The 22,728-nt window shown below is 53.1% G+C and carries 18 protein-coding genes; 11 read left to right on the top strand and 7 right to left on the bottom strand.

Going from position 1 to position 22,728, the window contains the following annotated elements:
• Window positions 1–51 precede the first annotated feature (51 nt).
• Window positions 52–225, top strand: coding sequence for a hypothetical protein (locus tag DQG23_RS43140; RefSeq protein ID WP_238178105.1), 174 nt, complete (start codon window positions 52–54; stop codon window positions 223–225).
• 867 nt (window positions 226–1,092) lie between these two features.
• On the opposite strand, the gene DQG23_RS29775 is transcribed toward DQG23_RS43140, so the two are convergent.
• The 3 genes from DQG23_RS29775 to DQG23_RS29765 form a co-directional block, all read right to left on the bottom strand.
• Window positions 1,093–2,133 (bottom strand): alpha/beta fold hydrolase, encoded by a 1,041-nt coding sequence (locus tag DQG23_RS29775; RefSeq protein WP_113034694.1) that lies wholly within the window; start codon window positions 2,131–2,133, stop codon window positions 1,093–1,095.
• Between the two features lie 267 nt (window positions 2,134–2,400).
• Window positions 2,401–3,624 carry a sensor histidine kinase gene (locus DQG23_RS29770; RefSeq protein ID WP_238178104.1) on the bottom strand — a complete coding sequence of 408 codons (1,224 nt, stop codon included), beginning with the start codon at window positions 3,622–3,624 and terminating at the stop codon, window positions 2,401–2,403.
• A gap of 124 nt (window positions 3,625–3,748) precedes the next feature.
• A complete protein-coding gene (locus tag DQG23_RS29765; protein WP_113034692.1) occupies window positions 3,749–4,429 on the bottom strand; it encodes a response regulator transcription factor in 681 nt (226 codons plus the stop codon).
• A 953-nt stretch (window positions 4,430–5,382) separates the two neighbouring features.
• On the opposite strand from DQG23_RS29765, the gene DQG23_RS29755 reads away from it, so the two are divergent.
• A complete protein-coding gene (locus DQG23_RS29755) occupies window positions 5,383–6,102 on the top strand; it encodes a YebC/PmpR family DNA-binding transcriptional regulator (RefSeq protein ID WP_113034690.1) in 720 nt (239 codons plus the stop codon).
• Between the two features lie 206 nt (window positions 6,103–6,308).
• On the opposite strand, the gene DQG23_RS42325 is transcribed toward DQG23_RS29755, so the two are convergent.
• Complete coding sequence (locus tag DQG23_RS42325; protein WP_158560760.1) at window positions 6,309–7,379, bottom strand: toxin Cry1Ac domain D-VI-related protein; 1,071 nt, start codon at window positions 7,377–7,379, stop codon at window positions 6,309–6,311.
• A gap of 297 nt (window positions 7,380–7,676) precedes the next feature.
• Here DQG23_RS42325 and DQG23_RS29745 point away from each other — a divergent pair, with 297 nt between their 5' ends.
• From DQG23_RS29745 to DQG23_RS29735, 3 genes are all read left to right on the top strand, one after another.
• Window positions 7,677–7,883 (top strand): helix-turn-helix transcriptional regulator, encoded by a 207-nt coding sequence (locus tag DQG23_RS29745; protein WP_113034689.1) that lies wholly within the window; start codon window positions 7,677–7,679, stop codon window positions 7,881–7,883.
• Between the two features lies 1 nt (window position 7,884).
• Window positions 7,885–8,331 carry a hypothetical protein gene (locus DQG23_RS29740; protein WP_113034688.1) on the top strand — a complete coding sequence of 149 codons (447 nt, stop codon included), beginning with the start codon at window positions 7,885–7,887 and terminating at the stop codon, window positions 8,329–8,331.
• A gap of 141 nt (window positions 8,332–8,472) precedes the next feature.
• Window positions 8,473–10,749: a preprotein translocase subunit SecA gene (locus DQG23_RS29735; protein WP_113034687.1), complete on the top strand. Its 2,277-nt coding sequence runs from the start codon at window positions 8,473–8,475 to the stop codon at window positions 10,747–10,749.
• Window positions 10,750–10,774: 25 nt separating this feature from the next.
• Here DQG23_RS29735 and DQG23_RS29730 read toward each other — a convergent pair whose 3' ends face one another.
• The 3 genes from DQG23_RS29730 to DQG23_RS29720 form a co-directional block, all read right to left on the bottom strand.
• Window positions 10,775–11,560 (bottom strand): ankyrin repeat domain-containing protein, encoded by a 786-nt coding sequence (locus DQG23_RS29730; RefSeq protein ID WP_113034686.1) that lies wholly within the window; start codon window positions 11,558–11,560, stop codon window positions 10,775–10,777.
• Between the two features lie 158 nt (window positions 11,561–11,718).
• The gene (locus DQG23_RS29725) at window positions 11,719–12,564 is read right to left on the bottom strand and encodes a sulfurtransferase (RefSeq protein ID WP_113034685.1); all 846 of its coding nucleotides are present in this window, start codon (window positions 12,562–12,564) and stop codon (window positions 11,719–11,721) included.
• A 333-nt stretch (window positions 12,565–12,897) separates the two neighbouring features.
• Window positions 12,898–14,229: a winged helix DNA-binding domain-containing protein gene (locus tag DQG23_RS29720; protein ID WP_238178103.1), complete on the bottom strand. Its 1,332-nt coding sequence runs from the start codon at window positions 14,227–14,229 to the stop codon at window positions 12,898–12,900.
• Between the two features lie 431 nt (window positions 14,230–14,660).
• Here DQG23_RS29720 and hydA point away from each other — a divergent pair, with 431 nt between their 5' ends.
• The 6 genes from hydA to DQG23_RS29690 are packed head-to-tail and all read left to right on the top strand — an operon-like array spanning window position 14,661 to window position 22,480.
• Window positions 14,661–16,088, top strand: a complete 1,428-nt coding sequence (gene hydA / locus DQG23_RS29715; protein ID WP_113034684.1) for a dihydropyrimidinase — start codon at window positions 14,661–14,663, stop codon at window positions 16,086–16,088.
• 42 nt (window positions 16,089–16,130) lie between these two features.
• Window positions 16,131–17,672, top strand: a complete 1,542-nt coding sequence (locus DQG23_RS29710; protein ID WP_113034683.1) for an NCS1 family nucleobase:cation symporter-1 — start codon at window positions 16,131–16,133, stop codon at window positions 17,670–17,672.
• The gene (locus tag DQG23_RS29705) at window positions 17,669–18,409 is read left to right on the top strand and encodes an aspartate/glutamate racemase family protein (RefSeq protein ID WP_113034682.1); all 741 of its coding nucleotides are present in this window, start codon (window positions 17,669–17,671) and stop codon (window positions 18,407–18,409) included. Before DQG23_RS29710 ends, DQG23_RS29705 begins: the two co-directional genes overlap by 4 nt.
• A 48-nt stretch (window positions 18,410–18,457) precedes the next feature.
• A complete protein-coding gene (gene dpaL, locus DQG23_RS29700) occupies window positions 18,458–19,720 on the top strand; it encodes a diaminopropionate ammonia-lyase (RefSeq protein WP_113034681.1) in 1,263 nt (420 codons plus the stop codon).
• The gene (locus tag DQG23_RS29695) at window positions 19,717–20,892 is read left to right on the top strand and encodes a YgeY family selenium metabolism-linked hydrolase (protein WP_113034680.1); all 1,176 of its coding nucleotides are present in this window, start codon (window positions 19,717–19,719) and stop codon (window positions 20,890–20,892) included. Before dpaL ends, DQG23_RS29695 begins: the two co-directional genes overlap by 4 nt.
• Window positions 20,885–22,480, top strand: a complete 1,596-nt coding sequence (locus tag DQG23_RS29690; protein ID WP_113034679.1) for an N-acyl-D-amino-acid deacylase family protein — start codon at window positions 20,885–20,887, stop codon at window positions 22,478–22,480. The genes DQG23_RS29695 and DQG23_RS29690 overlap by 8 nt, the downstream gene beginning before the upstream one ends.
• Window positions 22,481–22,728: the final 248 nt, after the last annotated feature.

The following is a 22,728-nucleotide window of genomic DNA, read 5'->3' as shown; positions in this document are numbered from 1 at the left end:
AGCCGTTTATCCTTGTTACGATTAAGCGAACGACGAAGCGAGGGATTGAAAATGAGCTTTCAAATTGAGCATGAGAAATGGATGAACGATCATCTAAAGCGAAGAAAGGGGGAACGCCTCGATGCGCTCAAGCGCGGCCATGGCTACGGCAATCGTTTGTTCGTTGAGGGCTTTTTCTTCAAGCCCAAGACTGTTCCGTCTATTCAATTTCCCTGGACGAGTTAACAGAGAACCCTTCGTTCATTCTCTTCGCCTTACGGAACAGCCTATACCCTTATCTGTCTGCTGAGTCTCTAGCTGGAAATGCGGGTAGAAAATCTTTTTCAAAAATTGAACGTGACTTGATGCGAGCGGCTATTCGCCACAATCGTGTCATTCGCCCGACTGAAGCGGCAAAGGAACTGGAACTCCATACGATGACTGTCATTAAGTACTGCCGCATGCTTGTTGATAAAGGAAAGTTTCGAGCCGTAGAACGAGGGGTTTCTGGACGGGTTATCTCCTATGAATATGTAGGTTCCATTCAAAGTCCCGATTTGATTTGATGGCTCAACTTACGCAGATTAGCAGTGTATGTGAATAATCGAATAGATTTTGCCTCATTAGAGCAAATCCGATAAATCTGTATGAAAAATCATATCGAATTTATCTTTTAAGGAGCATCTGAACGATTCTATGCGAAAAATCATATAGGCGAGAGACATGCAGCTAAAATAGATCTTGTATTCGAAGAGGGGGATATAGCCGTCGGGATATGCTTCGAATAAACGGAAACAGCGACGTAAGTACTGGAAAAAGTCGAATGACGCGATCGGAGCTGCTAGGGCAACATGCTGACTGCCCTCGTGTTTCCTGCAACTGCATTCCTCGTTTTTATTTGCAAGCTGTTGAACGAGAAAATCAAAAAAGGCAGCGACATTCTACCTCTCGGCAGCCTGTCGCAGCCCCAAAACCGCGCCCGACACGGACTTTCAGTTCTTGCTCTTCTCCCGTCGCGATTGGATTGTCCGGTTATAACTTTATTTCGTAAGATTGTTTGGACTTAACTTCTGCTTAACCCTATGTGCAGGCAGGAGCTTCCGGGAGGTTCTACTAGGGATTTGCATCTTCGCGCGTTACCTTTCCAACGACGTCCTTAATAGCAGCAATGATCGCGTCCGGGCGCTCCAACTGTATAACGTGGCTGGAGTCTGCGAGAACTTGGTGCGTGCTGTTGGAGGACCAACCGGCTTCCTCGGCTTGCATGCTTGCCCAAGCTGCTTCCGCACCATTGAACTGTTCGCGCGTGAGGCCGCTTGCGGAGCGTTCGGCTTCGCTGAAAGCGCTCCAAGGCTTTCCTCTGGAGAGCACGGCGAGGGGCAGGTTGCCGAGGGTGCGAAATGTGCCGGCTTCGCGCAGCGAATCTTCGAATACGGCTGCCTCCGCGAAGGCGGCTTTAAGCGATGTCGGTTGATAGGCCGTGATCGCTTTAGCCGTCTGGGACGGCAGCTCCGGGACTTCAGCATCGGGAAGCACAAGTCTCGGCAAACCGGACCACGCAATTGCGGCAAGGGCGCGAAACGCGATTGGAATCGGATCGCTCTCCGGTTCGCCTGTGGCCAAAGCGAGGCGCGCGGTCTGGTCAGGATGCGAGGCGTCGACCAGAACCATCCCGGCGACCTCTTTTCCATAGAACTTGGTGAATGTCATGACATATGGGCCGCCCATGGACGCACCGACCAAAACATAAGGCGGTTTTTCATTTGCAGCACTAAGGGCCTTGTGAAGATCTTCGGCAATGGCGATACTGTTTCGCTGACCCTTGGCCGGATCGCTCCACATAATGCCGGCCCGGTCATAGGAGCAAACCCGCGTGAACCGGGCGACCTGTTCCTGCACGGGTTGCCATAGCGCAGATCCGCTTGTGTCGGCACCTGCTTCAAGCACGACGAGCGGCGTGCCTTGACCCTCGCAATTCAGATGGATCTGGCGACCGCCGCCTATGTCCACAAGCCTTCCAGGCGCAGGGTAATCCTTGACGGCCCGGCTGCGAGCCGCCTGTTCATAAATGGCACCGATCGAGACTAGAGCGATTGCAAGGATAAAGAAGGCGATACCCACGCGCTTTACCCAACGACTAATAGATTTACGCATAATTTTCCTCCAACTGTAAAAGTAATGTATTGTCCTGCTTTCTTGTAAATTCTCCGAATTGCAACTCCGTCGCCCGTTTCATCCCTGTACATTCACGCCGGTCCGTCCGAAATGCCTAATTCTCATGTAAGCTCTCTCCTTTCATTCATCTAGGGACACTATAAGCGTCGTATTTGAATTGAAAATGAACGGAGCGTTACAAAAAAACAATCGGAGGCCGGCGGCCTCCGATTGTGATGAAATCAGTTAGATGTGGCTATGCGGTTGTCACAGGCTCTTTCTGAGCGGCAGCTTCACCGTGAAACTCGAACCTCCGCCCGGCCCTTCATCCGCCCGAATTTCCCCTTCATGCATATCCACGATTTGTTTGGCGATGGAGAGACCCAGTCCGCTTCCGCTGACGGCGCGGTCACGGGCCTTGTCTGCTTTATGGAACGGCTTGAAAATATCCGTCCGCTGGTCCTCCGGTATTCCGATGCCGTTGTCCGTTATGCGGACGATCGCCGACCGACCGTCGGCATAGACGCGAATACGGACTCTTCCGCGGACAGGAGTGAACTTAATGCCGTTGCCCAGCAAATTCGTCCATACCTGGCCGAGTTGATCCTCGTCCGCATGGACGGTTACCGGGTCCAGGTCCAACTCAACGGCGATCTCTTTACCTGACCATTGCGGTTCGAGGGCGATGACGACCTTGCGGAGCTGTTCGTCAAGCCGGAAAGCCGCCGATTGGACGGGATGAGGATCGTGCTGCAAGGAAGAAAGCCGTAGCAGGTTTTGGCTGATTCTGGACAACCTATCGCTTTCTTCCTCGATAATCGTCAGGTAATACATCCGGCTTTCCTCGCTCATGCGTTTCTGCTTCAATGCCTTGGCGAAACCGGAGATGGACGTCAGCGGTGACTGGATCTCATGCGATACGTTCGCCACGAATTCCCGCCTCATCCGGTCCAGCTTGGCAAGCTCCTGCGCCATCTCGTTAAAGCTCGCGTTAAGCTGTCCGATCTCGTCCTCGCGGTTCGTCCGGAGCTGAACGTCAAAATGGCCCTGAGCCATTCGCCCGGCCGCATCTCTCAGCCGAAGAAGCGGCTTCACGATGAATCGCGCGGCGGCCAGAACAAGTGAACTTCCGATCAGGAAGACGGTCACCAGCTCCGTGTTGACTTCTTTGTTCGACTGCATCCATAATTCGTTGCTCTTCAGCATGACGAATAAGGCATAGGACTTGCCGTCAACCGGAAATGGAAGTCCGACCATCGGATACCGCCCTTCGTTCCCGATGTCTCGGGCCACGCCGCCGGCCAACACGTGACGAATCCGTTCCGCATCGGGAACGACAGGCTCCGACCTGGCTTCCAGCAAAGGCTTGCCGGAGGCGTCGAACAGTTGAATCGCATAAATCGATATGCTGGAAACGTTGTTCATGAAAGGAATCAGTTCCGTACCGGCGGACGAACGGTAGGTCTGAATCATTTGCTTGCCGTTCGACAACAAGCTGTTCTCCAGCGTCTGCTCAAACGGTTTCTGGAACAGAAGCGTAGACGCGATGGAGGCGATGATGAGGCTGACAACGATGACGCCGACGAAGAGGAGGACGATGCGGGTATAGAGCGATTTAATCCCGGTACACCTCCAGACGGTAGCCGAGACCGCGCAGCGTTACAATGCGGAAATCCGACTCGTGTTCGGCGAAGCGCTCCCGAAGCCTCTTGATGTGAACGTCTACGGTCCGCTCGTCTCCTTCGTAATCCATTCCCCAAATTTCCCCGATCAGATGATCCCGGGTGAACAACTGCCCCGGATAACTTCCGAACTTGTAGAGCAGTTCGAATTCTTTCATCGGCAGGGTGACCTTCAGACCGTCCTTGTTCACCACCTGGTAGCTTTTGCGGTCCAACTGGAGATCGCCAAGCCGGACCGTTTGGGAACAGGCGATCCGGTAACGTTTCAATAGCGCCTTGACCCGCAGCGTAAGCTCCATCGGGTCGAACGGCTTCGCGAGATAATCGTCGGTACCCAGCTTAAAGCCTTTGATCCGGTCCGCCGGCTCGCCTTTTGCGGTAATCATGAGAATCGGCATGTCCGCAAGCTCGCGGAGCTTGGCGCACAAGTCCCAACCGTCCATTCCCGGCATCATGATATCTAGGACGACCAAATCGGGCGAATGATTTTCGGCGTATTCCAGCGCTTCGGATCCGTTTCCCTTCTGCACGACTTCGATTCCTTCATCTTCGAGGTAGAGCCGTACCAGTTCGCGAATGTGCGCGTCATCGTCTACAACCAGCACTTTGGGCATCCGCCTTCCCCCTTTCCGCATGTGCGACTACATTTTACGACATTTATTTGAACTCAATATGAACAAAAACCTTCGGTACGTAGCAATTTCTACCTGCTTCGCCCCAGCAACCCCCATGTTTGAAAAGTTCCAACGCCAAAAAGTAGGGGGGCGGAGCAGCGCGGCGGGAGTGCATCCGAGGATAGGCCGGCGCCCATGTGTGACGACTCCTCTGACACACTTGAACGTTGGGAGCTAGAAGCCTATGGGAGGGCGGGGCTGGCGGAATAATGTGGTTTAAACCGAGGCGAGTCATCCACCTATGGATGGAGCGAGCCGAATAACTGCCATGGAAAGGCTTAGTGAAGTAATGTGATGCAACGAAGGGGTGGAGAGGGCTAGGAAATGGACGATCGGGGAACGTTTGCAACTAGTTGACGGGTTGTTTGCAACCCCCTCAATGTTGAACTTTCGTCTCCGCTAATCCTTTATAATTGGCATCCTGCCTTTGTATCCGCAAGCGGGACAAGTAACCACTCGTTCATTTAATGCACCCGTTTTTAGGGCAAACGCAAACTGGCTTTTCGATAATTTAAAACGACTCCGACATAACGGACAAACAAAATGGGTAGTTTTTGTGCGGATATCTACATACTTGTACACAAATAGAAAGGCCAAAACTAAGGGGAGAAAAATTTGGATCAGGCTGACAACCAAGTTAGTTTGGTTCATTGAAATCCCCCTTCTTTCCTGGAAAGTCATCTCAAGAATACTACAAAATTATTCCGAGCGCAGCGGTTTCCGCTAACCTGCCGGCCAACTTTGGGAGGCTTTTTTGCATCTATTTTGAAAGGAGAGATCATTTTATGCGTGCAAGAATCGCCCGTGCCCTTTTCTTCGACCCGAATTTTGGTTAGAGTATATAAGAAGAGCCTGTTCGACAGGAAACTGCACAAAGGGAAAGGAATCGTGTCATGGGACGCAAATGGAACAATATCAAGGAGAAAAAAGCTTCGAAGGACGCCAACACAAGCCGCATCTACGCCAAATTCGGAGTTGAAATCTACGTAGCGGCCAAGAAGGGAGAGCCTGATCCGGAATCGAACCGGGCACTGAAGGTTGTTCTCGAACGAGCCAAAACGTACAACGTGCCGAAAGCGATCATCGATCGCGCTCTCGAGAAAGCGAAAGGCAGCGGAGACGAGAACTACGTCGAGCTTCGTTACGAAGGATTCGGACCGAACGGCTCAATGGTCATCGTTGATGCGCTGACCAACAACGTTAACCGCACCGCCTCCGACGTTCGCTCCGCATTCAATAAGAACGGCGGCAACATGGGTGTCAACGGATCGGTCGCCTACATGTTCGACACTACCGCCGTATTCGGCATCGCGGAGAAATCGACCGACGAAGTGATGGAGTTGCTGTTGGCGGCGGACGCCGGCATACGCGACATCGTCGAAGAAGACGAGGAAGTGATCGTTTACGCTGAGCCGGATCAGTTCCATCTCGTGCAGGAGGTGTTCCGCAACGCAGGCATTACGGAGTTTACGACAGCGGAAATCGTCATGATGCCGCAGACGTACGTCACGCTGCCGCCGGACGCGCAGCCCCAGTTCGAGAAGATGATCGATGTCCTGGAAGACCTCGAAGACGTACAGCAAGTGTATCATAACGTCGAGTTCGAAGATTGATCGGCAGCATAACGCCGATTTCCAAAAAGACACGGGAATGGATCATTCCCGTGTCTTTTTGGCGTAGATGCACGTGTCTGCTGGTTGCAAATTGTTGAACGAAAAAACAAAGAGGGCTGCGACAGGTCGCCTACCAGAAACCTGTTACAGCCCTGAAACCTGTGTCCGAATTCCCCTCATAACTCATTTCAATTGAGCGGTGCAACTCAGTTGCTTTTGGTTTCAAAGACGTGAACTTCCGGATTCGCCAATTTGTCCACTAAAGATGGCGAGGCCCAGTATTGGCCGTTGTATTTTACGACCTCTCCCGACAATAAATATTTCAATAGTAAGGAGGCGTCTCCTGTGCTATACAGAGACCAGCCTTCGAGGTCCGGCGTTTGGCCAGCGTTCTTGGGCGAAGAGGAGCTATTATTTTTTGCCTTTGTTTTGGCTTCCGCTTCGGCTTGAGCTTTGGCTTCTGCCTCGGCCTTTGCTTTAGCTTCTGCCGCGGCTTTGGCTTCTGCCTCCGCTTTTAGCTTGGCATCCAAATAAACATCAGCAACCTGCACATAAGACAACAAGCTTGTTTTCGCCTTATCTTGCTTAATGGTAGCAATCGATGCTTTGGCATCGTTAATTTCCGTCTGCGTGACGGTTTCTTTGACAGTGGATTTATCCGGTGATGAAAATAATCCGTCGACCAGTCGGGAAGATGCTTCAATTTGCACCTTCTGAGCCTCTGCTTCCAGAATCAAGACCATCATTTTGTCGGCAAAATTAGGTTTTTCCGTCCTCAAAGCATCCAAACGGCCTTTGTGAGCGTCGATGTCGGCTTCTTGGACAATAGCTCCATTTGCATCAAAAAGCTGGCCGATACTTTGCTTCATCTCGAACATTTTTTCTGCGAAGCTTAAATCCGTGGACGCTTGCTTCAATAGTAAAGTGGCTTGGGCTGATAACTCTTTGCCGCTATACTTCCCTAACAAATCCTGCGATTGCTGGATTCGATTCATGTCAATGTGATCCGCCAGATTCGTTTTTTGGCCGTCTGCATACAAACTGTTCACGTCATCCTGGATGCTCGATATATCCTCTAATAAAGCCAGTTCTTTCTTTTCCTTGACGTCGTTGATTTTCCAAACCGTAAAGCCGGCTGCGCCTGCCAAGACCAATATGGCGGCAATCCAAATGATGATCGTTTTTTTCATTCCAATCCCCTTAGTGATTTTAATTTCAAAGCGGCGGCATACGCTGTTGAACGGGAAGTTCAGGAATTGATTTGGTTTAAATTCCAATATCATCCTCACTTGCCAACTCTATCAGATTATATCAGGCGTGAAAAGTAATATTTTCAAAAATCTGGACGACCAAAGGTCTTACCGCGCGCCGCAAGAGGAGGCCGATTTTGTGATAATGATGAAGGGATTTGATTGGGAGAGTCAAGGCGACCATCACAGACTGTGACAAACCTGTTCCGTCATCTTTTTTGAATATCAATGACTATGATGATTTACAAAATGCAATATAATGTTTACATTTTGAAATATATAAATTACAATAATTCAAACCAATGACTGGAAAGGATCTATCGTATGCTTGTTAATAAAGTTCGTGAACTGAGGGCACGCTTCAGGTGGTCTCAGCAAGACCTCGCGGATGCCATTGGAGCCACTCGCCAGACAGTAGGGTTAATCGAGAAAGGAGATTACTCCCCATCGATTACGCTCGCGCTCAAAATTGCCGCAGCTTTCAAGTTACCCGTCGAGGAAGTTTTTTATTTAAAGGAGGAGGATGAATAAGATGTTAACACGGATTATGCGTTCGCCATTACTTTCAACCACTTTGTTTCTCAGCACGTTGGGTTTGTTTTACCTATTAAAGATAATGCTGTCAGGGGAACTTTCGAGTACGACGGGAAGAATTTATGGCGCCTGCTTTTTTGTCCCTCTAAGCGTGGTGTGGGTGATGCTTGTAAGCATTTATAATCGAAGAAATCCGAAAGACCGCATTAATGTCTGGGCCGTAATCCCGTTTGAACTTCGGGAAGTGGATGAGGGGCAGCAATGGATCACGTTCAAAGCTTGCCGAAACGTCTATATTTACTACAGCTATTGTTTGCCCATAGCTGCAGGAACAGTCATATTGCTTCCACCCAATTCTGTCTATACTTTAATCACTTTCGGATTGTTGGGATTGGGCCAATTTCTCGTCTATGGTCTGACAATAGGGAAGTATAGCCGCGTCTGATTCTATTAAAACGGGGAGGTGACAGTCGGTAGTGGGTTGGGGAAGTCAAATAGACGCTGCTGTTTGGAAGTATGTGGTTTTGTTACTTGTTGATTCAATGCATTAAATCTTGTATTTCTACCGAGGGGAGATCAAATTCCTATGAATATTGCCGCCAAGTTGATGCAAAAATTCAAAGACCTCGATACCCAGAAAAAGCTGAAAGTCTATCGGGACAAAGCGGAGCTCATCAGGAAACGGAATTTGGAAGCATGGGACGATCAGCGGCTTCAAGAGGAATCCCTCCGGCTGCAAAAAGAAGCAAAATCGGGTACGCCTTTGGATGAGCTGCTTATCGATGCCTATGCGCTAGTTTGCGAGGCAGCGAAAAGAAAGCTCGGATTACTGCCTTACGATGTCCAGATCATGGCTGCCATCGCTCTGCACGAGAGATTTTTGATCGAGCAGCATACCGGCGAAGGAAAAACGCTATCTGCTGTTATGCCTGCTTATCTAAATGCGCTAACCGGCGAAGGCGTTCATGTGCTGACTTTTAACGATTATTTGGCAAATCGAGATGCGGAATGGATGGGCCCGATCTATCGTTTCCTCGGGTTAACGGTAAATCCGGTTCAAGCGGGTATGAGCCTGTCCGAGAAACGGGAAGCGTACGCCGCCGATATAACCTATGTTACGGCCAAAGAGGCGGGATTCGATTATTTGCGCGACACGATTGCACTTAACGAAGCCGATACCGTGCATCGTCCTTTCCACTACGTCATCGTCGACGAGGCGGATTCACTGCTTCTGGACGAAGCGCGGGTACCGCTAGTCATCGCCGGCGAGTCGGGCTCTTCCATCAACGACGGCATTCGTTTCGCAGAAGTGGCTCGGCTGCTCGAGCAAGTTGAGCATTACGATTTCGACGAGTTTCAGCGGAACGTTTATTTGAATGAAGCGGGCTCTGCGAAAGCGGAATCGCTGCTGGGATGCGATAATTTGTACGAAAGCCATAATAGTTATTTGTTATCGTCATTAAATTGCGCGCTGCATGTGGAATCGTTATTAAAAAAAGACGTCGATTACATCGTCCGGGACGGGAAAATCGAGCTGATCGAAGAATATACCGGCCGTGTGGCGGAGAACAGGTATTTGCCGGATGGGCTGCAAGCCGCGCTTGCGGCCAAAGAAGGGCTGCAGTCGACAGCCGGCGGGAAAGTTCTCGGGACGATCACCCTTCAACACTTCCTTAGCCTATATCCTAATATTTGCGGAATGACGGCTACCGCGCACGCTTCCGCAATGGAATTCGAAGATATTTATGCGCTGCAGGTCGTGCAAATTCCGCCGAACCGGCCAAACATACGGATCGACCATCCCCACCGGATTTATACCCATAAAGAAGCCAAACTTAAGTCGCTTGTACAAGAAATCTCGTCCGTCCATACGACGGGACGTCCGATTCTCATTGGTACGTCAAGTGTCGAGGAGTCTGACATGCTGGCGGAGGCGCTAGCGGTTGCCGACGTACCTTGCCATGTTCTGAATGCGAAGAACGACGCAGAAGAAGCCGAGATCATCGCCAAAGCGGGAGAAATCGGCGCCGTGACGGTGTCTACGAATATGGCGGGACGCGGCGTCGACATTCGGCTCGGCGGCGGCAACCCCACGCAAGCAGAAGTTGTCGCCAAGCTGGGCGGGTTGTACGTGATTGGTACACATGTGAACGAAAGCGTGCGGATCGACGACCAACTGCGCGGGCGTTCTGGTCGCCAAGGCGACCCGGGAGCTTCCGTATTTTTCGTAAGCTTGGAGGACGAGTTGATGCTTCGGTTCGGCATCAATAAAGCGATTCGCTCTCCTAGGCAGGATGAGGCTCTCGAAGAGCCGGTGCTCCGTAACAAAATCGCGCATATTCAGCGCGTTATTATGGGCCAAAACTTCCATATCCGCCAGGAACTGAACTGTTATTCGGATATGGTGGAGGATCAGAGGCGAATTTTATACGAGGAGCGGCTCGGAATTTTGAAAGGCGAGAAGCTGATGAGCCCTTCGGAGCAGCGGGTAAGGCTTTTTTATATCGACGAGTTCTGGGCTGACCATCTGGCATACGTTTCTTACATTCGCGAAGGCATCCACTTGGAAAGTCTTGCTAGCCGCAATCCGATCGACGAATTTCATGCGCAAATCACCCAAGCATACGAGCAAATTCCGGCTAAAGTAAATAGCGAGTCGGCGAATATGCTTGTAAGGCTCGGAGGTTGGAATGATCCTGCGAAGTGGGAAGAGTTCGGTCTGAAGAGCCCTACTTCCACTCGGACTTATATAATAAACGATCAATACATCCAGAATAAGCGCAGTTCATGGACCGCAATGACTGTATTTGCTTTTGGAATTCGCAAGATTTTGAAGCCGGTATTCAAGCTATCAAAATTTTGATGCAGCGTAGCGTTTTCTTGATCCTTCACAATTCGCCGGCAGATTTGGCACCTTGACTATGCAGCCATTGAACCAAATCAGTAGCAGAACTACGTTGCGCTGCGTCCAGTGGGGTCAATCCATCCCAAACCGAAATCCAGTTCAGTTCAGCACCACGGTCGAGAAGGTACTCTGCAGAACGCCGTTGTCCACCGTGGCAAGCGCACCAGAAGGCGACGGTGATCTTGTCAGGAGGTGAAGAGCGACTTACTCCCCAAGGGTATCGCTCTGAAAGTGTGGAACCGGCGAAGTAGGCCTCAATTGCAGCCAATTGTCCTAGCGCAGCCGCATGCCAGAGTGCAATTTGCGCTCCACGTTCAACCAACCTATGCGCTGCCCGCCACTGTGCGAACGCTACTGCATCGTCCAGTGGCGTGCCATCGGCAATCACTGCACCTGGCGCTTCGATGTCGGCGCCAGCATCAAGAAGCGCGTCAAGAACTTCAATGTCATCGGAGCTCGCAGCCCAATGCAGCGGTGTCTCGGTGTTCGAACCCGTGAAACGAGCGTTCACCTCCGCGCCGAACTCGACCAACACTCCCACGGTAGCCGAACTGTTTGGGAAGTGACCGGGCCAGTCGGTCACCACATGCAACAGTGTCCGAGACATCTTACAGCTACCGCTTTCCTTACTATTGTTTCTTCCGATAATTCTCGTCCTTGCCAACCCTGGATTCTCGACGAGCAGTTGCTTCAGGGATGGAATATCGCCCGTTTGGATCGCTTGGACAATGGCTACTGCCAGCGTGTCATCTTCGTAAATAAATTCCATATCCAACCTCCCAATATAACCAGTTCTTTCTCTATCCCTCATGGCTCACTTGGTAGTTTGATTGCTAACTTATATTTGAAAAAAAAGCCGAAAGAGGGCCGCGACAGATCCTCAAACGGCATCCTGCCACAGCCCTCAAACCCGCGTCCGACGCGGCTTTACTGCTTCCCTTCTTCTCCCGTTGCCACCGGATTTCCCTCATAAGAAATCCAATCGCTCCAGCTTCCCGCATACAGCTTCACCTTGTCGAAACCTGCTTCTGTTAAGGCGAGCACGTTCGGGCACGCCGTCACGCCCGAGCCGCAGTAGACGATGAGCTCGTCGTCCCGCGACAGATCGGCGAAGCGCTCAGCTTGTTCCTCCGGCGATTTCCACGAGCCGTCGGCGCGGCGGCCTTCGCTCCAGAAGCGGTTGATCGCGCCGGGGATATGGCCCGCGACCGGGTCGATCGGTTCGACCTCGCCGCGATAGCGGGGAGCTTCGCGGGAATCGATCAGCATGGTGCCTGCCGTATGCAGCTTCGCTTTCACTTCCTCAACGCTGACGACAAGCTCAACTTGCGGATGAGGGACGAACGATGCCGGTACGATCACTTTTTGCTCGGCGGAGACTGGAAAGCTTGCTTTCTGCCAGGCAGAAAAGCCCTCGTCCATCACATAAACCGTCGAATGGCCCAAATAGCGCAAAAGCCACCAAAGCCTCGAAGCCATCGCCCCGCCTTGATCGTCGTAAGCGACAACCCGTGTATCGTTGCCGATTCCCGCTTTGCTTAAGCTTTGTACAAACTTGTCGATATCCGGCAGCGGATGCCGGCCTCCATGTTCGCAGATCGGCGCGGAGAGGTCTTTTTCCAAATCGAGATAAACCGCTCCCGGTATATGCGCCTCCAAATAGGCCTCACGGCCCACATCGGGCTTTCCGAGCAAAAAACGGCAGTCCGCGATGACGATGTCGGGTTCATATAAACGTGCCAATACCCAATTTTTTGATACGATTGCGTTCATGCAACGTTAACCGCCTTTCCCGCCTAAATAGGCAGTTTTCTTCATTATAGTTCGACGTGCCGGCAAATCCAAAAGTCTTAGTAACATTTCAACAGTCAGCTCCTGAAATCCTTCAAGGTCAGATGTACGCGGAAAAGGGGAAGGGGGGCTGAAGTCATGCGCGAGAAACAAAGCGATCCCGGATAGGCGGCAGGAGAGGCAGGTATTATCCGGTTTTGCTATCATCTAGCGCTTTCAGGTCCCGAGGACGACCGCGTGAACGAAGCCAATGACCCAGACAGGCGATAAGAGGCAAGGACGTATATCTTACGACATTGCTGTCGCCTTACACTTTCAAGTTCGTGAAACGAAACGAACATCCCGGCTGCCGGCATCCGGCGCGGCAAAATCGAGCAGTTTGGCGCCTTCCTCCGCCAATTCGGCCGTTTGCAACGCGGTTAGCGGCGCAAACGATTCGATGACCAGAACGGCTTCGCTTTTGCTACGTTCGATTTTCCATATGCCCCGCACGAAGCCGTCGACAAGAATGGCTGCGCGAATGATCCCGTTCTCGGTAAACACGAGCGGGCGATACTCGTCTGCAATGATCCGGGAGCGGTCGTCGTAGGACAGCAGCATATTGTCGAATTCTCCCAGGAAGCGGGGCGGGGCGGGCGTATTGGGATCCGGCCGCGGAGCGTCCGGCAAATCGAACAGCTCATTGCCGCGTTCATCGCGGAAAGTCAGCAGCCGCGGCCGCAGCCGATCCACTGTCTCGCGCAGCTTGGTCAGCCCCGACCAGACCTGGATATCCTTGACGGTGGCCGGGCCGAAGGCTGCGAGGTAGCGGCAAACCAGCTCCTCCGCCGAAGCATCGGAGGTTAGGGGACGGCCGAGCCATGCTTCGGCCGACGTATGGGCGGCCGCTCCGCTTTCGCCCCATAAGCCGCGGGGCGGGACTTGAACGAGCGGCACGTATGTGCGGACGGCAGCGGAGAGCGCGTCGGCGCCGCTTTCAGGCCATGCTTCGTGCAGCAGCTTGCCCAGCTCGTGGAACGTGCGCGGCCGTTCCTCGACGAGCGCTCTGCCCGCGTCGGCGACCGCATCGATATCGGCGCCGGCGAGCTTGCGGCCGTAGGGGCCTTTGAAGCCGCGCTCCAGCACGGGCTGGATAAGCGGACGCAGGAAAAGGCAATCGTCCGAGGTAACCAGATGAATCGTCGATCGCATGAGCGCGATTCGCACGACCTTGTGCTCCATGTATAACTGTGACAGATCTTCCTGACGGAAGTCCTTCAGCCTTGTCCAAAGGCCGAAGTAGGGCGGATTGGGGACTTGGGCCTGCATGCCGGCCAAATGCCCGATCGCCTCGAGCGCGGACAGGCTTGACCGGCGCAGCAGCAGCTGCCGCGCCAACAGCGCCCGGTTCAGCTCGCGCTTGCCAAGCACAGGCGAAGTATCGCCTTTGATCGGAACTACTGAGGCTTCCGGAAAAACATTCGGTGTCGAGCGAGACATTTCTGCTTGATCAACGGCTGATTTCCCCGCGACGAGCCGGCCGCTTTTTTTATCGGATGATTGCTTTGGAGCGTTAGGCATAGCTTCCGTTTCGGCTTGTACGGATATGTTACCCGCAACGGTCCGGCTTGCTTTATTTATTAATGATTGCTTTGGAGCGTCAGGCATAAGGGCATAGCCTCCTAATGAATCTTTCTTGCGCGCCGAGCGTTGAATGTGCTGCGCTGCATGCCGCCGGTCGTTCTACCATATACGTTAAATCTATTATAAACCATATACGATGACAGCAGACTGTCAGCGTTTTTGCTGGAAACCCATACCGGTTTAAAAATGCGCCGTTTATGAATTATAGTCTTTATAAGGAACCGCTCGCGGTCTCTTTGCTAAGCGTTTTAAATCAACCGCAAAAAGTCTCAAATTAATTCGACGTATCATTTTGATACTCGGTCGAAAATTCAGCTGTATCCCTTCAAAATTAAAATGTAAGCGCAATCAAAGTATCAAAGCGATACTATTATCTTCGTTTGGATGGCGATATACTTTTCGCAAGGAACTTAATCAAGTTGCTAATCTTCTAAGTGAGGCAGGAGATGGTTGTTTTGAATGATCTGGTGATTACTAACGGGATGGTCGTATCTCCTTACGGCACCTTACGAACCGACGTCGCGATCAAGGACGGCAAAATTTCCGCAATGGGCGACCGCTCGCAGCTGGGAGAAGCCAAGCGGACAATCGATGCGGCGGGGAAATACTTGCTTCCAGGCGTCATCGACGCTCATATGCACATCGAGGCACCGTTTCAGGGCTGCATCGGCGCGAACGATTTTTACACGCAAAGCGTTGCGGCGGCTTTCGGCGGCGTCACTTCCTTCATGGATTTCACGAACACCTTCAAAGGCACTTCGCTTGTCGAAGCCGTTCGGCAGCGCAAGGAAGAGATGAGCAAGTCGGCGATCGATTACGGCATCCATGTCAAAATCGTAGAAGCGCCGGAGTCGATATTGGATGAAATCGGCAAGGTTGCGGAGCTGGGCTGTCCTTCGTTGAAGCTTTTTATGACCTACAAAAAAGAAGGCGTCATGGCCGACGACGAGACGATGGTCAAGGTTTTTCAGAAGGCGAAGGAGCATAATGCGTTAACGATGATTCATGCGGAGAACAATGCGATCGCCGAAACGAATATCGAGCAGTTCAGCCGGCAGGGCAAGCTCGGATGGACGGATTTCCCGCTTAGCAAACCCGTCTTGTGCGAGGCGGAGGCGGTTAGCCGTGCCGTACATTTGTCGAAATATGTCGGAAATGCCGTTCTGATTGTGCATACGACGAACGGCGAAGCGCTCGAAAACGCCAGCCGGGCGCAGCGGGAAGGCCATCCGGTGTACGTGGAGACGTGTCCGCAATATTTGATGCTGTCGGACGAGCTTTACAACGATCCGGAGCTTGGCTATTTGGCGATTTGCTCGCCGCCGCTCAGAACCGCCGAAGAAGCGGAGAAGCTGTGGGACGGCATTCGAAACGGGAGTATCACGGTTACAGGCTCGGATGATTGCGCTTACTCGAAGGAAGAGAAGTCGATGTTTCTGCAGAAGGATGCGGACGACGCGGTCATTCCCGATTTTACGAAGGTGGTCAACGGGGTGGCGGGAATCGAAACGAGGCTTCCGATACTGCTTTCTGAAGGCGTTTCCAAAGGCAGAATCAGCATCAACAAGGTATGTGAGATTACAAGCACCAACGTCGCCAAGCTGTTCGGCTGCTTCCCGCAAAAAGGCATTATCGCGCCAGGCAGCGACGCGGACATCGTATTGGTGGACATGGACAAAGAAGTGACGATCTCGCCGGAAGTTTTGCATAACAACCTCGACTACAGCTTATATGAAGGACTGGTCGTGAAAGGCTACCCGGTCATGACGATCGCCAAAGGAAAGGTTATCGTCGAAGACGGCATGTTCCGCGGCAGCCGCGGCGACGGGCAATTTCTCCACCGCAGCATCGACCCGGCGATTACGGCAGCGTATAACAAATAATCTGTGCAACCCGTTAAAACCTGATTAAGAGAGGGTGCTCCCATGGAACAAACATCGAGCATGCATCAGAAATACGATCCTGTCATTCAAGGCGATCCCAATCTGACGAATCCCGATCTAGCGCCTACGCCGATCGCGCAGCGTACGTGGACGTGGTGGAGTTTCTCGACGCTATGGATGGGGATGGTTCACAACGTATACAACTTTACTTGGCTTGGCGGACTGATTTTGATGGGCATGTCCATCGGCCAGGCGCTGACGATCGCGATTGTCGGCAACCTGATCCAAACGTTTTTGATCGGACTTGTAGGCAGGGTCGGCGCGCGTCACGGCATTCCTTTTCCGGTATGGGCGCGATCGGCCTTCGGCGTATACGGCGCGAATATCCCGGCGCTGATCCGCGGTATCGTCGCTATCGGCTGGTTCGGCGTGCAGAGCTATCTTGGGGCGACGGCGGTTAATCTTCTTTTGTCGGCTGTCATTGAGCCATGGCGGAATTTGAACGAGATTCATTTTCTGGGCGCGTCGGGGAGCTTGTGGATCGCGATGATCGTTTACTGGTCGCTCAATACGCTTGTGGTCAGAAGAGGCATGGATACCGTCAAAAAGTTCGAGCACTGGGCGGGTCCGATGATTTTCGTCGTCCTCGGCGTGCTGGTCGTATGGGCGGTGTCGCATGCAAACGGAATCGGTACCTTGTTCCACGAGCCTTCCAAATACGAGACCAACGTATCGTTCGTCTTCAAATATTTTATTCCGGCGGTAGCGCTCTATATTAGCGGCAGCTGGGCGTCCATGGTGCTGAACATTCCGGATATTACCCGTTTCGCTCGTTCGAACCGCGAGCAGTTCTGGGGAACGATGATCGGCCTTCCTATTGCGACGCTAGTTTTCTACGGCATGTCGGCTTTAATTGTGTCCGCTTCCGTCGTTATTTACGGCAAGGCGATCTGGAACCCGGCCGATCTGCTGCTGGAAATCAACAATCCGTATTTGAGCATCTTCGGCGGCATCCTGCTGACGATTGCGACAATCTCGATCAATATCCCGGCGAACTTGATCTCTCCGGCATACGATCTCGTCAACTTGTTTCCGAAGGTGTTCAATTTCTGGCGCGGGTCATTGGTCGCGATCATTATTTCCTTCATCTATATGCCTTGGAAGCTGATGGAGAATCCCACGGTGCTGTACGGAATTTTGAACAACGTAGGGGCGATGCTGGGCCCGATAACGGGCATTCTGATCGCGGACTTTTTCCTCATACGCAAGCAGCGGCTGGATGTGCCGGAGTTGTTCCTGGCGAACGGCCGATACAGGGCTTACAAAGGCTACAACCTTACTTCTCTGTCGATTATGGTTGCCGGAACGGCCATCGTCATGACCGGACAATTCGTCGATTCTTTATCCTGGCTTTATGAATACGCCTGGTTTGTCGGGATTTTCCTCGGTTTCGTCGGTTATTATGCCGCAGCTCGCATCATCAAGCAGACCAAAGGAGCGCTGCCGAAGGACATGGAGCCGAGCGGCACGATCGGCGAGGAGCTGAGCAATATTTCCAAGCAGCAGCCGACGGTGCAGGCATGAAAATAAAAATGATTAACCCGAATACGACCGTTTCTTTAACGCAAACCTTGCAGTGGCTTGCACAAGCATGGGTCCGCCCGACTACGGAGCTGATTGCCGTCAGCCCGCCGATGGGGCCGGCTTCCATCGAATCCTACTATGACGATCATTTGGCCGCTGCAGGCGTGTTTCACGAAATTGCCCGGAGCGAGCAAGAGGACCCGGCGGACGGCTATGTCATCGCGTGTTTCGGAGAACCGGGCTTATGGGGAGCCCGCGAGCTGACGAGCAAGCCTGTGCTCGGTATTGCGGAAGCGGCTATGCATATGGCTTCCATGCTGTCGCCGAGCTTCACGATTTTGTCCGCGCTTAACCGGTCGAAGGTGATGATGGAGCAGCTCGTTTATCGCTACGGGATGGAAAGAAAGCTTCGCAGCGTACGTCCGACTTCCATCAGCGTATTGGATATTCACAATGATCCCGAAAACTCGATCCGGCGAGCGGTGGAGCTGTGCCGGAAAGCGGTCGAGGAGGACGGCGCGGAGTCCGTCATTCTGGGCTGCGCGTCCCTCTCGCTGCATCGGGAAGCGATAGAAAGGGAGGCCGGCATACCGGTCATCGACGGTTTGCTTGCGGCCGTCAAGTTTTGCGAAGCATTCGCCGAGCTCGGCGCGAGGACGAGCAAGGTACTGACGTTTGCCAAACCGCAGCCGAAAGCCTACGCCGGCATTTTACGGGATTTCGGCAATCCGCTTTAAGCGATCGGTGACATCGCAATCACAAGCAACTACGAGGAGATAGACGGTATGAATACGATTAACTATAAGTTTAACGAGAAAGCGGGAGAGAAAACGCCCAAAAGTCCGACCGGCTTCCTAAGCAAGCACGTGGCGGCTAAAGCGAGAAATTTCCACAGAACCTGCGAGGATTACAGCATAACGCCCCTTAGGCGTTTATCCCGGCTATCCGTACACCTCGGCGTTTCGGATATATTCGTCAAGGACGAATCGTACCGGTTCGGCCTTAACGCTTTCAAGGTGCTGGGCGCCGCATACGCTATTGCCAAATATTTGGCGGAGCGTCTCGAAATGCCGATCGAGGAGCTGTCGTTCGAGCTTCTGAAGTCGGAGGAAACGAAGCGCAAGCTTGGCGATATCACATTCGTGACGGCCACCGACGGCAATCACGGCAGGGGCGTCGCCTGGGCGGCGCAGCAGCTCGGACAGAAAGCGGTCGTTTACATGCCGAAGGGTTCCTCGCTGATCCGGCTGCATGCGATTCAAGCGCATGGCGCGGAAGCGCGCATCGAAGAGATGAATTACGACGAATGCGTCCGCCTGTGCGCAGAGCTTGCGGCCGAGCGCGGCTGGGTTGTCGTGCAGGATACCGCTTGGGAAGGGTATGAGCAGTTCCCGGCTTGGATTATGCAGGGCTACTCGACAATCGGTCTCGAGGCGATCGAGCAGATGAAGGAGCTCGGCAAGGAAAAGCCGACGCATATTTTCCTGCAAGCCGGCGTCGGTTCGTTCGCGGCTTCGATCCAAGGGTTGTTCGTTTCCATGTACGGCGAGGCCAGGCCTTCGATGGTGATCGTTGAGCCGGACAAGGCGGATTGCTTTTACCGCTCGGCGCTCGCGATGGACGGCAAGCCGAGAATGGTCGGAGGCGACATGAACACGATTATGGCCGGTCTTGCTTGCGGCGAGCCGAACCCGATCGCGTGGAGCATCATCGACGACTATTGCGACCTGTTCGTCTCCTGCCCGGATTATGTCGCAGCCAAAGGCATGCGGGTATTGGGTAATCCGCTTGCGGACGATCCGAGAGTGATAGCGGGCGAGTCCGGCGCCGTTACGGCCGGCATCGTGCACCTTTTGATGACCGATGCCAGACTGAAGGAAGCCAAGGAGCGGCTGGGTTTAGGTCCCGACTCCACGATTTTGCTGATCAATACGGAAGGGGATACGGATCCCGAGCACTACCGAAAAATTGTCTGGAACGGCGGTTACTCAAGCGAAAGCGAAAGTGAACCTATCAGCATCGAGCGAACGGAGAGGATAACCTTATGATTACAAGAGAAGACGAACTTATTCAGTTTTGCCGGGAACTTGTCGCTATAGAAAGCCTATCGGGCGCAGAGCAAAAAGCGGCGGAGGCGATCCGGCTGAAAATGACGGAGCTCGGCTTCGACGAAGCATGGATCGATCCGAACGGGAGCGTCATCGGCAAAATAAGCGGCGGCCTCCCGGGCCCCTCCATCCTGTTCGATGGTCATATCGATACGGTGCCGGTCAGCGATCCGTCCAAATGGACGTTCGATCCGTTCGGCGGCGAAATCGATAACGGCAAAATATACGGCAGAGGCACCTCCGATATGAAGGGCGCGGTCGCGGCGATGGTTTTCGCAGCGGCGGAGCTGAAGCGCGGCGGGGGACAATGGCCCGGCGACATCTACGTTTCGGGCACCGTTTATGAGGAAGTGTTCGAAGGCGTTTCGCTGAAAACGGTCATGGACGCCGTTCGGCCGGACCTCGTCGTCATCGGCGAGTCGACCGGGTTAAACTTGAATATCGGCCAGCGCGGCCGCGCCGAAATCAGAGTGCAAGCCTACGGGCAAACGGCGCATTCTTCGAATCCGCAATTCGGCGTCAATGCGATTACCGGCATGCTGCCGTTCCTGAACAATCTGGCGTTGCTTCCTCCGAAGGAGCATGTTCAGCTCGGTCAAGGCATCTCGGTTGTAACCGACATCATCTCCTCTCCGTATCCGGGCAAATCGGTCGTGCCTGACCAATGCACCGTTACGATAGACAGAAGACTGCTGGTTGGTGAAGACGAGCAAAGCGTGCTTGAAGAATACCGCCGGATGTCGGAGGCGGGAGTGGACATAACGCTTGCGGAGCAATCGCTGCCTTGCTATACGGGAGTGGTGCTGAGCAGCAAGCGCTTCTATCCGGCATGGCTGATGGAGGTCGATCATCCTTATGTGCTGATGAGCCTGAAGGCGCTCCATAAAGCCGGTATCCAGTCCAAAATCGGCAGCTATCAATTTTGCACGAACGGAAGCTACAGCGCGGGGATCGCGAGCGTGCCGACCGTCGGTTTCGGACCGTCGTACGAGCATATGGCGCATATCGTCGACGAGTATGTCGAAATCAACCAGTTGATTCGGGCGGCGGAAGGCTATTATGCTATGGCTAAAGCATTTTCATTGCAGTCGGGAGGGATCGCGCATGTATGATCTTGTAATTCGAGGTGGAAAAATTATAGATGGCAGCGGCAGTCCTTGGTATTATAGCGATATTGGCATTGTTGGCGATCAAATCGTTCACATCGGCAAAATCAAAACATCGGAAGCGCGCCAAACGATTGATGCGAACGGCTTGACGGTCACTCCCGGGTTTATAGACATGCACTGCCACTCCGATCTGTTCATTATGGAAACGCCATATTTGGCGGCCAAAATCCGGCAAGGCATCACGACGGATCTGCTCGGACAGGACGGCATTTCGGCGGCTCCGCTGTCGCACGCTTTCCTGCAGCACTGGCAGGGCAATTTGTCGGGACTGGACGGGACGCCTGCAATCGAGTGGGATTGGACGGATGTCGACAGCTATTTGACGAAAATCGAAAAAGCGAAGCCGTCCTACAATATGGCGTACCTCGTGCCGCACGGCAATTTGCGGATGATGGTCATCGGCCTCGACGATCGCGAAGCGACGGATGAAGAAATCGAACAAATGAAGCTGCTGCTTCGGGAAGGGCTGGATCAAGGCGGTTGCGGACTGTCCAGCGGGCTGATTTATTTGCCGTGCATGTATGCACACTATAAGGAAATTGAAGGGCTTTGCGAGGTAGCCGCGGAGTACGGCGTACCGTTCATCGTGCACCAGCGGAGCGAAGGCGACGAGATTCTCGAATCGATGGACGAATTGATCGATATTACGCGCAGAACCGGCGTTCATCTGCATTTTTCGCACTTCAAGGTTTGCGGCAGGCTGAACTGGCCGAAAACCGCGGCGGTGCTTGCGAAGCTCGATGCTGCCCGGGCGGAGGGGCTTGAGGTTACCTTCGACCAGTATCCGTACACGGCGGGAAGCACGATGCTTAGCGCCATATTGCCCGGATGGGCGCATGAAGGCGGGACGCCGAAGCTGCTGGAGCGGCTCGCGCGTCCGGAGGATAAAGCGAGAATGGCGTCCGAAATCCGCACGGGCCTGAAGGGCTGGGACAGCATCTATGCATGGGCAGGTCCGGAAGGCATATTCGTTACTTCTACCGGCTCGGAAGCCAACCGGAATCTGGTAGGCAAAAGCTTGAAGGAAATCGCCGAGCTGAAAGGTATCGAGGATCCGATCGAAGCGGCATTTTCCTTGATCCTCGAGGAGCGGAACGCCGTCGGCATGATCGACTTCGTCATGGATGAGCCGTCCATATCCGCGATCATGAGCCATCCGGCAGGGACGATCTGCACCGACGGCTTGCTGGGCGGCGAACCGCATCCGCGGGCTTACGGCTCCTTCCCTAAGGTGCTCGGCCATTATACGAGAGACGAGAACGTATTTACGCTCGAGGAATGCATCCGGAGGATGACTTCGCAGCCGGCCCGCATTATCGGCTTTTCCGATCGCGGCTTGATTCGCCAAGGGATGAAGGCGGACCTGGTATTGTTCAATGAACATACCGTCAAAGATACGGCGACTTACGAAAAACCGCGCTCCTACCCGGAGGGCATCCAGTACGTGATCGTGAACGGGCAGCCGGTTTTGGAGAACGGCACCGAACATCACGTCCCGGCAGGCGAGGTTTTGCGCAGGACGTATCGTTAAATGTGAACGAAGCCTTAACCCGTTATGCGGGTTAAGGCTCTTGCTTTAAAGGCGAAGCTTAGGAAACGGCGTGCGGAATGGCAATAGGTAAGTCAACGACAATTGGTAAGTTAGCTGCACCTAGCTAATGGGGCCGCTCGAGGCAACCGCCGGGAAACCCGCGGTTGACAGGCTTAAGCTGAAGCATGCACAAACGAGACGCAGTGTCCGGTTCATTTATGTGAAGCTGCGTCAAAGGCTGAGAACGT

This window comes from Paenibacillus contaminans (assembly GCF_003285015.1).
Classification (GTDB): domain Bacteria; phylum Bacillota; class Bacilli; order Paenibacillales; family NBRC-103111; genus Paenibacillus_V; species Paenibacillus_V contaminans.
This window is presented reverse-complemented; position numbering and strand designations above follow the sequence as displayed.